The sequence below is a fragment of the Micromonospora humidisoli genome (assembly GCF_016900955.1).
GTDB lineage: Bacteria > Actinomycetota > Actinomycetes > Mycobacteriales > Micromonosporaceae > Micromonospora > Micromonospora wenchangensis.
Genome location: NZ_JAFEUO010000006.1, coordinates 184,639 through 200,542, shown reverse-complemented (window position 1 = coordinate 200,542; position 15,904 = coordinate 184,639). Strand labels below are relative to the sequence as shown.

General features: G+C 74.9%; 12 protein-coding genes. 10 read left to right on the top strand and 2 right to left on the bottom strand.

The genetic code is table 11. The features are described from left to right. Positions 1-339 precede the first annotated feature (339 nt). Entirely contained in the window at positions 340-1,086 is a 747-nt protein-coding gene (locus JQN84_RS22355; protein WP_239486007.1) for a TIGR03084 family metal-binding protein, read from the top strand. 58 nt (positions 1,087-1,144) lie between these two features. Here JQN84_RS22355 and JQN84_RS22350 read toward each other — a convergent pair whose 3' ends face one another. Next, the gene (locus tag JQN84_RS22350; protein ID WP_204960486.1) at positions 1,145-2,140 is read right to left on the bottom strand and encodes a DUF1702 family protein; all 996 of its coding nucleotides are present in this window, start codon (positions 2,138-2,140) and stop codon (positions 1,145-1,147) included. Positions 2,141-2,552: 412 nt separating this feature from the next. On the opposite strand from JQN84_RS22350, the gene JQN84_RS22345 reads away from it, so the two are divergent. From JQN84_RS22345 to JQN84_RS22335, 3 genes are all read left to right on the top strand, one after another. Then, the gene (locus JQN84_RS22345; RefSeq protein ID WP_204960485.1) at positions 2,553-3,122 is read left to right on the top strand and encodes a DUF5987 family protein; all 570 of its coding nucleotides are present in this window, start codon (positions 2,553-2,555) and stop codon (positions 3,120-3,122) included. After that, positions 3,119-4,756: an FAD-dependent oxidoreductase gene (locus JQN84_RS22340; protein WP_204960484.1), complete on the top strand. Its 1,638-nt coding sequence runs from the start codon at positions 3,119-3,121 to the stop codon at positions 4,754-4,756. The genes JQN84_RS22345 and JQN84_RS22340 overlap by 4 nt, the downstream gene beginning before the upstream one ends. A 61-nt stretch (positions 4,757-4,817) precedes the next feature. After that, on the top strand, positions 4,818-5,888 hold the full coding sequence (locus tag JQN84_RS22335; RefSeq protein WP_307821393.1) for a carboxymuconolactone decarboxylase family protein: 1,071 nt from the start codon (positions 4,818-4,820) through the stop codon (positions 5,886-5,888). Between the two features lie 651 nt (positions 5,889-6,539). Here JQN84_RS22335 and JQN84_RS22330 read toward each other — a convergent pair. Further along, complete coding sequence (locus JQN84_RS22330) at positions 6,540-8,102, bottom strand: FAD-dependent oxidoreductase (protein ID WP_204960482.1); 1,563 nt, start codon at positions 8,100-8,102, stop codon at positions 6,540-6,542. Between the two features lie 369 nt (positions 8,103-8,471). On the opposite strand from JQN84_RS22330, the gene JQN84_RS22325 reads away from it, so the two are divergent. The 6 genes from JQN84_RS22325 (at position 8,472) to JQN84_RS22300 (ending at position 15,901) form a co-directional block, all read left to right on the top strand. Beyond that, the gene (locus JQN84_RS22325) at positions 8,472-8,651 is read left to right on the top strand and encodes a hypothetical protein (RefSeq protein ID WP_204960481.1); all 180 of its coding nucleotides are present in this window, start codon (positions 8,472-8,474) and stop codon (positions 8,649-8,651) included. A 101-nt stretch (positions 8,652-8,752) separates the two neighbouring features. Beyond that, entirely contained in the window at positions 8,753-10,753 is a 2,001-nt protein-coding gene (locus JQN84_RS22320; RefSeq protein ID WP_204960480.1) for an acyltransferase family protein, read from the top strand. Positions 10,754-10,864: 111 nt separating this feature from the next. After that, positions 10,865-11,791, top strand: coding sequence for an alpha/beta fold hydrolase (locus tag JQN84_RS22315; RefSeq protein ID WP_204960479.1), 927 nt, complete (start codon positions 10,865-10,867; stop codon positions 11,789-11,791). Between the two features lie 215 nt (positions 11,792-12,006). Further along, entirely contained in the window at positions 12,007-12,948 is a 942-nt protein-coding gene (locus JQN84_RS22310; RefSeq protein ID WP_204960478.1) for an ABC transporter permease, read from the top strand. Beyond that, a complete protein-coding gene (locus JQN84_RS22305) occupies positions 12,945-14,873 on the top strand; it encodes a dipeptide/oligopeptide/nickel ABC transporter permease/ATP-binding protein (protein WP_204960477.1) in 1,929 nt (642 codons plus the stop codon). Before JQN84_RS22310 ends, JQN84_RS22305 begins: the two co-directional genes overlap by 4 nt. Next, the gene (locus JQN84_RS22300) at positions 14,870-15,901 is read left to right on the top strand and encodes an oligopeptide/dipeptide ABC transporter ATP-binding protein (protein WP_204960476.1); all 1,032 of its coding nucleotides are present in this window, start codon (positions 14,870-14,872) and stop codon (positions 15,899-15,901) included. Before JQN84_RS22305 ends, JQN84_RS22300 begins: the two co-directional genes overlap by 4 nt. Positions 15,902-15,904: the final 3 nt, after the last annotated feature.

Below are 15,904 nucleotides of genomic sequence, written 5' to 3'. Positions count from 1 at the left end.
GGGCCCATCGTGGTCAGCATGCGCCGGTCGGCCCGGTCGACGGTTCTTCCACGGTGCGCAACCCGCGACGGCGGTGGGCCGCCAGCGCATGACGAGAGAAGACAGCGCCCGCGCCCGGCCCGCATGCTGCTGGTGCTGACGTGACGCCGTCGACGTGGGCCCGGCCACCTGCCGCCCCGCGCGTCAGGCGGCGACGGGATCGGCGTCGTGCGTGGCAACCGGTGCCCTCGGACGCGCCGGGCCACGCTCGCCCCTGCTGACGAGCGAGAGGACAGACGCGTGAGCGCACGGAACGACGTCTTCGTCGACCTGACCCTGGAGGGTGACGCCGTCGACCGGATGGTGGCCGGCCTCGACGACGCACAGTGGGCGCTGGACACCCCCGCGCCGGAGTGGACCATCGCCCACCAGATCGCCCATCTGGCGGCCACCTTCCGGCTCGCCGGCCTGGCCGCGGCGGACCCGGCGGGGTTCCTCGCACTCGCCCAGCAGTTCGGGCCCGACTTCAACCGCAACGTCCGTACCGCGCTCTCGCCGTACCTGTCCGCCGCGCCACCGGCGCTGCTGGCCAAGTGGCGCGAGGAACGGGCCACCGCCGAGCAGGCCCTGGCCGCGGTGCCGGCCGGGCAGACGGTGCCCTGGTTGGTCCGGCCGCTGCCCGCGCCGGTGCTGGCCGCCGCCGGCATGATGGAGCTGTTCGGCCACGGCCAGGACATCGCCGACGCGCTCGGGATCCGCCCCGAACGTACCGACCGGCTGCGGCACCTGGTCGACTTCGCCGTCCGCACCTGGGACTTCGGCTACCAGGCCCGGGGGTTGGACACCCCGGACGTCGCGCTGCGGTTCGAGATCACCGCGCCCTCCGGCGGGGAGGTCTGGGAGTTCGGCCCGGCGGACGCGACCGAGCGGATCACCGGCCCGGCGGCCGACCTGTGCCTGCTGGTCACCCGCCGCCGGCACCGCGCCGACCTGGCGCTGACCGCCGTCGGGGCGGAGGCCGACCGCTGGCTGGACCTGGCGCAGGCCTACCGGGGTCCGGCCGGTCCCGGCCGCACCCCGGGCCAGTTCGACAGCGTCGCGGCGTGACGGTCGGCGGCCCCCGTTTCGGTCCGGGACGGGGGCCGCCGACCGTCCGCCGACCGGTTCAGGCAGGCGTCGCCGGGTCGGCGACCGGCACCCGGTCGCGCACCCGGGCCCGCCACAGCTCGTACGCCGGCAGGTCCGGCCCGGCGGCGGTGTCCACCGCCACGTCGTCGGCCAGTACGGAGGCGTGCTCCACAGTCATCCCGGCGAGGGCGTGCAGCGCCACCCCGGTGTGCCCGGGGATGTGACCCGAGTAGTCGCGGGCCTTCGCGGCGAACACCGCGCCCTGGCCGAGGTGCGGGCGGTCGACACCGCTGAGCCGGGCCAGCGTGGCCAGTCCGGCCGCGTCGCAGCCACCGGCGAACGTGGCCGCCAGCCCGACGCCGCTCCACAGGTCGGGACGCCGGGACCTGTCGAACCGCTCCACGGCGCTCGCCACCTGGGCCGGCTGGGCACCGTGGATGAACCACAGGGCCCGACCGACACCCTGGTCGCAGGCGCGCGCGAAGTAGTCGGGATGCCCCTGCCAGGGGTACGCCGCGGGGCGGTACTGCTGCCGTACCCACTGGTCGGTGTCGAAGTAGGCCCGGTCGAAGCCGTACCCGTCGACGGCCAGCCAGCTCATCGTCGGGTAGTACCGCATGCCGGTCAGGTCGGGCAGGACCCGCCGCCACAGGGGACGGGGCAGCCTGGCCATCGCGAAGCCGATCCCGATGTAGGTGAGGAAGGTGTGCCGTTCGGCCCGCCCGCGCAGCAGGTCCCGGGTCCGGTGGCCGCGCCCACCGGCCATCGCGTCACGGACCGTGAAGGCCATCGTGGCCCCCTCGTAGGCGAACCCGCGCAGCTCGACGTCGACCAGTTCCAGGCGTCGTTCCACCTCCCACTGGTCGCGGGCGTCGATCGCCCACTCGAAACCGCAGATCACCGTCTGCGGGATGGCCTCCAGACGCCGGGTGGCCGCCGAATCGACGACGGGGAAGCCGCGCCGGGCGAAGGTCACCTCGGCCAGGGACGGGGTGAGCAGCAGCCTGCGGAGCGAACCGAGGGTGGTCGGCATGGCCATCTCCCTGGGGGGACGCCTGACGGTCGGTGCCGTCGGGCAACGGGCGGGGACCCGCCGGGGCACCTGCGGGCGCACGCCGGTCACGGGTCCACCCATCGTCCGGGCCACGGTGGCGCTCCCGCTTCTTCGGGCGTGCGCAGGTGCGTCCACCGGGTTGACCGCCACCGGCCGCCGCCGGGCCGCCTCCACCGGCCGCCCGGCGGCGGCCGGGGTCACGACGGGTGGCCAGCGCACTTCGGAAGGTGTTTCGGTGGGCCCGGTGCGTGCACGATGTGCGGCAACGGAATCGTGCAGCAACGGTGCCCGGATGCCACCGCCACCGGGTGGCACCGACATTCGCGCGACCCACGGTGAACGCATCACCGCAGTTTCTCCCGGAACAATTTCGCACCGGACAGGAGGCGTCGTGCAGTCCGATACCACCGACGCAGACGTAGCGCGGACAATGACCATCGAGGCCTTCGCCGACACCATTGTCCCGGGCGAGAAGAGAAGCCCGGACGACCGGGTCGTGGCGGGTGCCGCCCCCGGTGGCGGCGCGGTCGCCGCCGGGGCGCTGGAGCTGCTGGAACTGCCGGCCGGCGGCCTGGCCGACTCGCTCGACGGGCTGGCCGTCACCCTCGACATGCACGCCGGTGAGTACGCCGCCGAGCAGGGCGTCGCGCTGGACCCGACGCTGCCGGCGTTCGTGGCCCTGCCGTTCGAGCACCGCACCGAACTGGTCCGCCGGCTGACCGACCCGGAGCACCCGGAGAAGCAGATGTGGGTCGGCCTGGCGCTGTTCAGCAACATGGCCTTCGACAGCGCGGCGCACCTGCCCACCGTGGCGGCGCTCGCCGACGGGCACCCCGGCCTGCTGCACCTCGGCTACCACCGGCCCGACGTCGACGGGTTGTGGCGCTACCCGAACTACTCCTACGGCCGTCCCCTGGCCCCCCTGCACCCCGACACGACCCCCACCGGGAGCCCGGCATGAGCAGCACCGAGAGCACCGACGTCCTGATCATCGGCAGTGGTTTCGGTGGCGCGATCACCGCCTACCACCTGGCCGCCGGAGGCGCGAAGGTGGTGATCCTGGAACGCGGGCCGTGGCTGTCCAGCCAGGAGTTCGACCACGACTTCGAGCTGGGCTCGTCGTACACCCGGGCGTTCGACTTCGTCGTCGGGGACGGGATGAGCGTGCTCAGCGGCAACTGCGTGGGCGGCGGCAGCGTCGTCTACTTCGCCACCATGCCCCGGGCGCCCCGGTTCGTCTTCGAACGGCACGGCTCGATCGGCCGGCGCATGTGGCCGGCCGCGATCAACCGGGACACCCTCGACCCGTGGTACGACCGGGTGGTCGAGGCGTTGCCGGTGACCAGCCAGAGCTGGGACCAGGTGCCGTACCCCGGTGGGTTGTGGGCGGCGGCGTGCGCCCACGCCGGCCGCACGGCCAACCCGGTGCCGTCGGCCATCGACCTGGACAAGTGCACCAACTGCAACTGGATGATGGCCGGCTGCCGCTTCGACGCCAAACGGTCGCTGCTGTTGAACTACCTGCCGGCGGCGCTGGCCCACGGGGCGACGATCCGGCCGCTGCACGAGGTGCAGCACCTGTCCCGCACCGACGACGGCGGCTACCGGGTGCACTACCGGATCGTCGACGACGAGGACTACCGGGTCCTGCACGACACCGGAACCATCGATGCCAAGATCGTCATCGTCGCGGCCGGCGCCGGGGCCACCCCGGTCATCCTGCAACGGTCCGAGCCGACGCTGGGCCCGATGCCGAGGGCCGTCGGCCGCTACTTCTCCGGCAACGGGGAACGGCTCAACACCGCCGTGTTCGACGAGGACCGGGTCCGTGAGGTGCTGGGCCTGGACCGGGGTGACGGCGTCGCCTACGAGGCGTACCAGATCGGCCGGGGCCCGACGGTGGCCAGCTGGGACAAGCTCGACGCCAGCCTGCCCGAGTACGAGCGGTACTCGCTGGAGCAGCTCTACTTCCCGCCCGGCCTGGGCACCATCCTCGCCCAGGTGCCCGACGCGACCGGGCCGAGCTGGTTCGGGGTGGAGAAGAAGGAGCTGATGCGGCACTTCAAGTCCTGGCTGACCGTCTTCACCATGTCCGAGGACGACAACGAGGGCGTGTTCGGGCCGCCGCCGGAGACCGGCAACGCGCACCGGTTCTCCCAGCAGATGCTGGGGCACGGCCCGCTGCGCTACCAGCCCACCGCCAACACCTGGCGGGGCTGGAACCTCTCCGACGCCGACGTCAAGGACATCGTCGAACGTGACGGCCTGGCGAAGGTGATGCCGTGGACCAACGACCTGGTGGGCGCGTACACCGTGCACCCGCTGGCGTCGTGCCGCATCGGTGACGACCCGGCGACCTCCGCCCTGGACGACCGGCACGAGCTGCGCGGGCACCCGGGCATCTTCGTCACCGACGGGTCGGCGGTGCCCGGCGCGCTCACCGTCAACCCGGCCCTGACGATCAGCGCGCTGGCCGAACGGGCCGTGCCGGGCATCGTCCGGGCCGCCCGGGAACGCGGGATCGCCGTCACCTACGGCGCACCCGCGCCGGACGGCGCGACCGCCGGCCGACGCGCCGTGCTCCAGGCTCGCTGACCCCGACCACGGTCCCCCGGCATCCGGCCGGGGGACCGCCCTGACCTGGAAGGGGATGACCGTGGGGACCCTGTTGGCCCGCGCCACCCGGCGCACCGTCCTCGCCCACGTACGGCACGTTCGCCCGGTCGACCCGTACCGCGCGGAGGGCCTCGTCGCCCGGGTGTACGCCCAGGTGGAGCAGGATTTCGGCATGCTCGCGCCACCGGTGGCGCTGCACTCCCCCGCCCCGCAGGTGCTGGCGGCGAGCTGGGCGATGCTGCGGGAGACCCTGGTGGCCACCGGTGCGGCGGGGCGGCCGGCGAAGGAGGCGGTGGCGGCGGCGGTGTCCATGGCGAACCGCTGCCCGTACTGCGTCGACGTGCACGGGGCGACCCTGATCGGCCTGCTGCCGACACTCGACGGGGCCGGCCCGGCGGTGGACCGGCTCGATGACGGCGAGTGGGGTCCGCTGTCGCGGTGGGCGCGGCGGCCCTCCCCGCACGGGCCGGCCGGGCCGCCACCGGCGCCGCCTGAGCAACTGCCGGAGCTGGTCGGGGTGGCGGTGGTCTTCCACTACCTCAACCGGATGGTCAACGTCTTCCTGCGGGACTCACCGCTGCCCGACACCCCGTCGGTGGCCCGGGGCATGGTGCACCGCACGGCGGCCCGGGTGATGGGCGCGCTGGCCCGCCGTCCCCGCCCGCCGGGGGCGGCGTTGGCGCTGCTGCCCGAGGTCGCGCCGCCGGCCGACCTGGCCTGGGCGGGCCCGACGGTGCTCGCCGAGGCGATGGCGCGCAGCTACGCCGCGATCGGGGACGCCGGCCGGCAGGTGGTGCCCGCCGGGGTACGGGAGCTGGTCGTCGCCCGTTGTGCCGACCCGCAGGAGGGCCCGACCGGCGTCAGCGCCCGCCCCTGGGTGGACGACGCGGTCACCGCGCTGTCCCCGGCGCACCGCCCGGCGGGACGGCTCGCCCTGCTCACGGCGTTCGCCTCCTACCAGGTGACCGACGCCGTGGTGGCGGACTTCCGGGCGCACCATCCCGGTGACGACGCCCTGGTCGCGGTCACCGCCTGGGCGGCCCTGACGGCGGCCCGCCGCTACGGCCCCGCGCTGGCCGGCGTCCCGGACGCGATGGAGCCGACCGGCTGACCGGGGCCCGGTCCCGTCGCCTCGTCGCCCGCCGGCCTTCCCCCCGGCCCCGACCCCGCGCAGGATGCGGGCCCGACCCCGCGCAGGATGCGGGTGGTCCCACGCGGACCGGTGCGAAAGCCGGCCGGGTGACGGTTTCTCCGGCAGCCGTATGCCCAGCGGTCACCGCTGTGCCTGCGGGGCACGACACCTCCGTACAGGACGCTCCCGCTGCGTGCTTCCCGCCGCCCCGCCGGGGTGCGGTTCCGGGTGCCGACGCCCGGCATGCCGCTGCTCGCGGCCACCGCGCCGGCATTCTCCCTCGCATCAGCGCCAGCACCACGGCACGCGACCACGCGGTCCACCCGGCGCGGCGGCAGACCCCGCCGGGCGGCGAGGCCCGGAGCATCGGCGGGGCGCAGCCGGAGCCGGTTCCCGCGCCGGCTCCGGCTGCCGTCCCGGGCTCCGGTCCGCGCGGTGTCCCCGGGCTCCGCCCTCATCGGCCGGGCCGGCAGCCGGCCCGGCGGCTGCCGCCCGGGCAGAACGGGCCGGGTCAAACCGCGCCCCCGTGCCGGTCGGCGCGGTGACCGTCCCGGCGTGCCACGGCGACGCCGACGCCCGGGTGGACCCCGGCAGGTCGTTACGCCCCGCCGCCGGTCAGTCCGAGTCCGGTCAGGACCCGGAGCGCTGCCCGGCGTCCACCGGGCCCGCCGGCTCGTCCCCCACCCCGGAGGCCGGCGCGGCGGCCGGCGCGGGCGTCGGGACCGGCCCGGCGGCGGGGGTGGGGGCGGGCTCGGGGACCGGCGAGGTGGCCGGCATGTCCCGGGCCAGCCGGAGCACCCTGAGCACCAGCGGTAGCCGCCACAGCATGCGCGGCGGGTCGACCAGGCCGGCGACCCGCATGTAGGCCCGGGTCACCTCGGGGTCCTTGGTCATCGCGTACTGGAGGCGGACCAGGTAGGCGTTGTGCAGCCGGATCGGCAGCGACCGCGGCCCCACCCCGGGGAAGTCCAGGTCGGTACGGGTGGACAGCTGCCACGGGTGGCGCATCAGCCGGGCCACGTCCCGCAGGTAGGAGCGGCCGTCGACGCCGGGCTGCCGGTCGAGGAACCGGCGCAGCGCGGTCACCTGCATCGCCGCGGCGGTCATCCCCTGGCCGTAGACCGGGTTGAAGCTGCACACCGCGTCGCCGAGCACGGCCAGCCCGGCGGGGAACCGGGACAGCCGCTCGTAGTGCCGCCAGACGCTGGCCGGGAAGGTGAACGACACCGCGTCGCCGGTCGGGTCGGCGTCGCGGACCGCCTGGTGGATGTCGGCCACCGGCAGGGTCCGGACGTACTCCTCGAAGCCCGCCGGGTCGGTCGGCGGGTGGTCGCCGAGGATGCCGGTGAGGCTGAGCCGGAAGTCACCGGTGGCGGTCTGCCCGAAGAACGCCCCCCGGGGGTGCTCGGGCGAGGCCACCGGGTTGATCGCGACCGGCCCGTCGAAGGTGCCGGGCCGCCGCCGGTAGGTGCGGGTGGTGTACGCCAGCCCGATCGTCATCCGCTCCTCGACCGGCCGTTCGTAGCCCAGCTCGGCCAGCCAGACAGGCAGCCGGGAGCCCCGGCCGGTGGCGTCGACCACCAGGTCGGCGTCGATTCGCTCCTCGGGGCTGCCCGGGGTGCGCTGCTGGATGCGGACCCCGGTGACCCGGCCCCGGTCCGCGGTGGCCACCAGCCCCAGCACGTCGGTGTGCTGCCGGTAGGTCACGTTGGGCAGCCCGGCCACCCGGGAACGCAGGTAATTCTCCAGCACCGGCCGGTTGCCGGCCACGGAGAGCAGCCCGGTCTCGGTACGGGCGATCGGGCGGGCGTTGAAGTACCACCGCATCAGCCCGAAGTCGCGGACCGGCAGGCCCAGCTCCTTGGCGTCGTCGAGCAGGCCGGGGAAGAGATCGGACAGGATCAGGTAACCCCGGGCGTGCAGCCCGTGCGCGTGCACGGCGTGCGACGCGCCCTTGCGCATCCCGGTGACCCCGAGCACCTCGTCGCGGTCCACCACGACGACCTCCCGGTACCAGTCGGACAGCACCCGGGCGGCCAGCGTGCCGGCGATGCTGCCGCCGGCCACCACCGCCCGGTCCCCCAGGATGCGGGGCGTCACCGGGGCCTGTGGCCCGCCGCCGAAGGCGGCGCGTAGCCGGTCGATCACCCCACCGCTTCGCGCGGTACTGCTCGCTGCGACGTGGTCGCCCATCTGCGGTGCCTCCCTGAACTCGGTCGGCGGCCCACGCGGGACGGGTAGCGCCCCGCCACGCACACCGCCGGGCGTGCGGCTCGCCAGGTGTGCTGCCCATGGAAGCAGAGGACGAGGGGGCGGCACGTCCTCGAACGTGCCCAATGCGGACGGTCACCGGCCCACGGGCGGCGCGGCCGGTCGACGCGGCGCGGGTCGGCCGGCCGGCGGGGTCGGCCCGAGCGGGCTGAGCACGCTCGGAGATGACCCCCCACCTCGGCGGTTCCATCCTCGAACCGGGTACGACGGGTGCCGCCGACAGCCGCGGCCCCGACGGCGCGGTGCCGGCACCCGGCGCCGCGCGGACGGCCGAGACGAGGAGGCGGACACGTGCCGCAGGTGACCGAGAACGAGGACGGGACCACGACCTTCAGCATCAACTCCGCCGAGCTGCGCCGGCTGCGGGACCTGGTCCTCGACCGGGTGCCTGAGCTGAAGCGGGCGGTGGAGTTGGCGGAGAGCCCCGAGGTGCGTACGACGCTGCGGTTCGTGCGGTCCGTCATCCGCTGACCTCCCGGCCCGCAGGACGCCGGCGACGACCATCCCGCGTGCCGTGGGTCCCGGCCGGATCCCGGTCGGCGCACCGCCGGCCGGACCGAAAGGACGAGTACGTGAGCGTGACGACCAGGGACAGCGGCGGGGCCACGGCCGCCACGGGCCGTACGGGCGGTGACCGGGACCCGGCGATCTTCGGCATCCGCGGGTTGGCGGCGTTGGCGCTGCTGACCGTGCACGTGGCGATGTTCTCCGGGCTGCTGGGCACCAAGGCGCTGGGTGCGCCCCGACCGCCGAGCAACTTCCTCGGCGGGTTCTTCGTCAGCGGGCTGCCCTCGTTCATCGGGGTGTTCTTCGTCCTGCCCGCGCTCTACCTGTACCTGCCGCTGGCCCGGGCGATCATCGCGGGCCGGCCGCGCCCGCCGCAGGGCGCGACGATGGTCCGTCGGCTGATGCGGCTGCTGCCGGCGTACTACCTGATGTACCTGGTGGTGCTGGTGGCGTTGAACCGGGACGCCATCGACGGCCCCTGGTACGTGCTGCGTCCGCTGCTGCTGTTGCAGATCTACTCGCCGAGCCCGTTCGCGCCGCACTTCATCAACGGGATGGAGGTCAGCTGGACGGTGCCGAGCATGGTGCAGTGGTACCTGGCGCTGCCGCTGATCGCCTGGGCGAGCCACCGCTTCGCCGCCCGGGGCGCGACCCCGGTGGCGCGGGCCCGGCGGCTGCTGCTCCCGGTGCCGGTGCTGATCGCCATCGGGATCGGCTGGCTGTTCTTCGTCAAGGGCAACGGCTGGGACAACCGGATGGTGTTCTGGTGGCCGCAGGGGTTCGCGCCGACCATCGGCATCGGCCTCGGGCTGGCCGTGCTGCTGGCGTTGTCGCAGGTGTCGCCCGGGGACACGCCCCGGCTGCTGCGGCTCGCCGCGCTGCGCCCGGGGCTGTTCTGGGTCGCCGCGGTCGCGGTCTACCTGGTCAACTGCGCCCGTCCGTTCAGTGTGATCGGAATGGACGCGATCTACTCGACCAGTGGCCTGTTCATGACGTACCTGATGGTGGCCCTGTTCGGGTTGTTCGCGTCGCTGCCGCTGGTGTCGCCGGGCGCGGCCCGGACCCGGATGGTGGACGCGGTGCTGACCGCCCGCCCGGTGGTCCACCTCGGCAAGGTCTCCTACGGCGTCTACCTGTGGCACTTCGCGGTGATGCACTTCTACCTCCAGCCGGGGGCCGTGTTCAGCGGTGCCGTCCGCCCGATCCGCGAGTTGTACGGCACGGCCGGGTTCTGGGAGCTCGAGACGGTGACCCTGCTCGGCGCGGTGCTGCTGGCCACGCTCAGCCACCGGCTGGTCGAGCAGCCGCTCGCCGCCCGGGTGGACGCCGCGCTGGCCCGGCGACGGCGGCCGACGCCGCGACCACCGGCGCTGCTGCGGGCTCCGCTGCTGGCCACCGCCACCGTCGACGTGCTGTCCCCGCCGCAGGCCGGGGCGGCGGTGGCGGCGGCGGTCACCGACCGGGACGCCATCCAGGCCAACCTGGTGGACCTGGAACGGCACCTGGACCGGCATCTGTTGGCCGCCGCCGAGCTGACCGGGGAGTCGGCCCGTCGGTGGGCCGCCGCGCGGGCGGATCTGGCGCAGTTGTGGACGGTCTACCACGCCTACTCGGCGGTGGTCGACGAGGTGGTCCGGCCGTTCGCCGGCCCCGGGCAGCCGTCCGGGGCGGAGCTGGCCCGGGTCAGTGCCCTGCTCGACCAGGCGTCGGTGGTGGTCACCGGCCCGCCGCCGCCGCTGGCGCGGCGGCGGATCACCGACGACGGCCGGGTGGAGTTGACCGTGGCGGCGGCGGTGGCCCGGATGGACGAGCTGTTCCGGGGGGTCGCCGAGGTGGTCACGGCGGCGGAGGCGGTGTGGGAGACCGCTGGGGCGCGGTTGGACCGGATCGACGCGGCGCTGGCCCACCGGGCCGGGGACGGGGCGGACCCGGAGCCGACGGTGCAGCGGGCCGAGCGGCTGCGGGCGGCGGTACGGACGGACCCGTTGGCCCGCTGGCGGGACGGGAGGGTGGTCACCGACGACCTCGACGAGCTTCTCCACTCGGTGGAACATCTCGTGGCATAGCCGGCGTTTTACGCGGTTTGCTCAGGCGGTGGGGCGGATAATCATCCCGCATGGTGACCGGCGGTGGTCGCGGAATTCCCGCGCGTGGTCCGAGGGCATGAGGAGACCGTCTTGAGTACACATCGGACCGTTGGCGACGAGGACCTGTTGGCGGGGACGGAACGACACGTCCCCGCCAACGGCGTGCGGATCTGCGTCGACACCTTCGGCTCGCCGGGACATCCGGCGTTGCTGCTGGTCAGCGGGGCGTCGAACTCGATGGACTGGTGGGCCGACGGGCTGTGCCGGCGACTCGCCGACGGCGGCCGGTACGTGGTGCGCTACGACCACCGCGACACCGGCCGGTCCACCGGCTGGCCGGCCGGCGCCCCCGACTACCACTTCGACGACCTGGTCGCCGACGCCGCCGCCCTGATCGACCGGCTCGACCTCGGGGCGGCCCACGTCTGGGGCATCTCGATGGGCGGCGCGATCGCCCAGCGGCTCGCCGTGGAGCACCAGGATCGGGTCGCCTCGCTGACGTTGAGTTCGACCAGCCCCGCCCTACGGATCGGCAAGCGCCCCTACCCCGACCTGCCGCCGATGACGCAGGCGCTGATGGCGAGCTTCGGGAAGTCCCGGCCCGACCCGGACTGGGCCGACCCGGACTCCGTCGTGGAGCACATCGCCGCCGGCCAGCGACCGTTGACGGGCAGCGTCCCACTGGCCGGAGCGGAGCTGCGGGAACTCGTGGCACGGGCGGTGGCGCGTACCGTCGACATCCGGGCCAGCCTGGCCAACCACTGGTCGATCGACGGCGGGGCGGAGTACCGTGACGCGCTGCCCGGCATCACCGTGCCGGCCCTGGTGGTGCACGGCACCGAGGACCCGCTCTTCCCGTACGGGCACGGGGAGGCGTTGGCCGCCGAACTGCCCGTCGCCCGGCTGTTGCCGTTGCAGGGGGTGGGCCACCAGATGCCGCCCCGCGCCACCTGGGACATGCTCGTGATGGAAGTTCTATCGCACACCGGTGGCGGTGCCGGGAAGCCCACCGGGTGAGCACGTCTGCGGAAGACAACGGTACCTCCGCTCTGCCAGCGTGGACACGGCCCCTGACGCGCCGCTGATCACGGACGTCGGCGGGTCGTCCCTGACCACCGACGGCTGGAGCGTGACGCCATCAGACTCGACGACGCCGGCGACCCGGCCGGCCGTACGACCACAGGGGGGATCGGCGTCCGTCGAGGCGTCGGTGCGGACGGCCACCGGCGGCCATGGTCCGGCTAGTCCTGCGCCGCCTGGCCTGGACCGGGCCACTGCTGTTCGTCGTGTCGGTCCTGTGCTTCCTGCTGATCTCGTTGGTGCCCGGTGACCCGGCCCGTACGGTGCTCGGCCCGCTGGCCCCGCCCGAGCAGGTCGAGGCCCTGCACCGGCAGATGGGGCTGGACCGCCCGCTGACCGTGCAGTACCTCAGCTGGCTGACCGACGCCGTGCACGGCGACCTGGGCCGGTCGGTGGGCACCGGCACGGCGGTCGGCCCGCTGATCGCCAGCCGGTTGGCCCCGACGCTGTCACTGATCCTGCTGGCCACGCTGACCGTCGGCGTGCTCGGCACCGCCCTCGGCGTGCTCAGCGCCGTCCGGGGTGGACCGCTCGGGCGGCTGGTCGACGTGGCCTCGGTGGTGGGGCTCGCCGTACCCGGATTCTGGCTGGCCCTGGTGCTGATCACCTGGCTGGCGGTGCGGTGGCGGCTCTTCCCGGCCACCGGCTACGTGCCGTTCGGGGAGTCCCCGGTGCAGTGGCTGCGGTCGCTGGCGTTGCCGGTGGCCGCGACGTCGCTGGCGGCGGTCACCGCGGTGGCCAAACAGACCCGCGACTCCATGCTGGACGTGCTGAGCCGCGACTTCGTCCGGGTGATGCAGGCCAACGGGTTGTCCACCCGGTCGATCGTCTACCGGCACGCGTTGCGCACCGCGGCGGTGCCGGTGGTCGCGCTGCTCGGGGTGATCTCCGCCAGTCTGCTCGGCGCGACCGTGCTGATCGAGAACATCTTCGGCCTGCCCGGCCTGGGCTCCGGAGCCGCGCTCGCCGCCGCCCAGCATGACATTCCGGTGCTCCAGGGGGCGGTGGTCTGCTACACCCTGATCGTCGTGGTCATCGGGCTGCTCGCCGATCTGGCGCAGGCGTGGCTGGACCCCCGGGTGGGGGCCCGGTGAGCCGGCCGGCGGCGCTGGCGACGCGGTTGCTGCGGCGGCCGCTGGTGCTGCTCGCCGTGCTGTGGCTGCTGCTGGTGCTGGCCTGCGCGCTGCACCCCGAGCTGGTCACCGGCCGCGACCCGGTCGAGCAGGACCTGCCGGCCGCCCTGGGTGGGCCGTCGGCCGCGCACCCGCTGGGCACCGACCGGCTCGGCCAGGACCTGCTCAGCCGGCTCGCGTACGGCGCGGCGGGCACCCTGTGGGGGGTGCTGGTGGCGGTGCTGACGGCCACCGTGGTCGGGGTGGGCCTGGGCCTGCTCGCCGGCTACCTCGGCGGGCTGGTCGACGCCCTGGTCGGCCGGCTGGCCGACCTGCTGTTCTCGTTGCCGGCCATCGTGATCCTGCTGGTGGTGGTGGCCGTCTTCCCGGGTGACGTCACGATCGCCATGCTGACCTTCGGGCTGTTGCTCTCCTCCGGCCTGATCCGGGTGGTCCGGGCCGCCACCCGGTCCACCCGGGAGGAACTGTTCATCGCGGCGGCCCGGCTGGCCGGGCTCTCCGCCCCGCAGATCCTGCGCCGGCACGTGCTGCCCCGGCTGCGCGGCCTGGTCATCGTCCAGGCGTCCCTGGTCGCGGCGGTCGCCCTGGTGATGCAGGCGAGCCTGGCGTTCCTCGGCTTCGGCCCACCGCCGCCGGAGCCGAGCTGGGGCGGCATGATCGATGAGGCGCGGATGGTGATCGTCCGGCATCCGTGGGCCCTGGTCCCGCCGGGGCTGGCGGTCGCGTTGACCGTACTCTCCTTCGTGCTACTCGGCGATGCCGCCCGCGACGGCACGACCGCCGCCTGGTCGACGACGAAGCTGGCCCGCCGACGGCGGCGCCCCGGTCGGACCGGCCGGCACCGGGTGGGCGTCACCCCGGCCGCGCCTACGGCCGTCCCGGCGTCACCCGCCCCCGACGCCCTGCTGTCGGTACGCGGGTTGTCGGTCCGGCTCCCCGGCCGTCCCGACGCGGCCACCCCGGACGGCACCACCGTGGTCAGCGACGTCGACCTCGACATCGCCCCCGGGGAGATCGTCGGTCTGGTCGGTGAGTCGGGCTGCGGCAAGACGGTCACCGCACTGAGCGTCCTCGGGCTGCCGCCGGGCGACGGCCGGGTCACCGGCAGCTGCCACTTCGCCGGCCTCGACCTGGTGCGGGCCACCGACCGGCAGTGGCGCACCGTGCGGGGCCGGCGGATCGGTTACGTCGCCCAGGACCCGATGGTCAGCCTGGACCCGACCCTGCGCGTCGGGGTCCAACTCGCCGAGGCGGTCCGGCGGCACACCGGCGCGGGCCGACGGGCCGCCCGCGAACGGGTGGTGGCGCTGCTGCGCGACGTCGGCCTGCCCGAGCCGGATAGCACCGCGCGTCGGTATCCGCACCAGTTGTCCGGGGGGATGGCCCAGCGGGTGGCGATCGCCTTCGCCCTGGCCGGCGACCCGGAACTGCTGATCGCCGACGAGCCGACCACCGCGCTGGACGTCACCCGGCAGGCCGAGATCCTGGCCCTGCTGGCCCGGACCAGCCGGGAACGGCGGCTCGCCGTGCTGCTGGTGACCCACGACCTGGGGGTGGTGGCGGCGCTGTGCGACCGGGCGGTGGTGATGTACGCCGGTCAGGTCGTCGAGTCCTGCCCGGTGACCGAGCTGTTCGCCCGTCCCCGGCACCCGTACACCAGGGGGCTGCTGGCGGCCGATCCGCACCGGGCGTCCGGGGCGGGCCGGCTGCCCACCATCGCCGGCACGGTCCCGGCCCCCGGGAACTGGCCGACGGGGTGCCGGTTCGCGCCGCGCTGCCCGCTGGCCGTCGAGCCCTGCCGGCGGGCCCCGGTGCCGCTGGACGGGACCGCACCGGCGCACGCCGTGCGCTGCGTACGGCCCGACGAGAGCCGGGTGGCGGCGTGACCGGGCGGCCGTTGCTGACGGTGGACGACCTGGTGGTCGACCTCGGACGCCGCCGGTCGGCGACGCGGGTGGTGGACGGGGTGAGCCTGACGGTGGCCGCCGGTGAGACGGTCGGCCTGGTCGGCGAGTCCGGCTCGGGCAAGTCGACGATCGCCCGCGCGATCCTGGGCCTGACCCCGGTGACCGACGGCCGGATCGGCGTCGACGGGGTGGACGTCACGCACGCCGGGCGGCGGCAGCGGCGGGCGCTCAGCCACGACGTGCAGCTGGTGTTCCAGGACCCGTTCAGCTCGCTCAACCCGGCCCGCCGGATCGGCGACTGCCTGGTCGAGCCGCTGCTCAACCGGCGGGGTCTCGACCCGGCCCGGCGTCGGGCGCTGGTCGTCGAGGCGCTGCTGCGGGTGGGCCTGCCGGCGGAGGCGGCGCACCGCTACCCCGGCCAGTTCTCCGGCGGGCAGCGGCAGCGCATCGCCCTGGCGCGGGCGCTGGTCGGCACCCCCCGCCTGCTGGTCACCGACGAGCCGGTGTCCGCGTTGGACCTGTCCGTCCGGGCGCAGATCATCAACCTGCTCGCCGACCTGCAGGCCGACCTCGGGTTCGGGCACCTGTTCATCGCCCACGACCTGGCGGTGGTGCGGCACCTGTCGCACCGGATCGTGGTGCTCTACCGGGGGCAGGTCGTCGAGTCCGGCCCCGCCGACGCGGTGTACCGGCGGCCCGCGCACCCGTACACCCGGGCCCTGCTGGCCGCCGCGCCGGTGCCGGACCCGGGTCCGGCCCGCGCCGCGCTCGCCGCCGCCGGCCGGCAACAGCCGGCCGGCCTGACGTCCGACGCCGGGGTGGGCGGGGACGGCGGGTGCCGGTTCGCGGCCCGCTGCCCGTACCGGATCGACGCCTGCACCCGGCAGCGCCCGCCGCTGGCACCGACGGCCACCGGCGCGCTGAGCGCCTGCCTGCGGCACGCCGACCTGGCGTCGGCGGCACACCCCGCGCCGGCGGCCCCGGCGGGCGTCTCACCGCCACCCTGACCG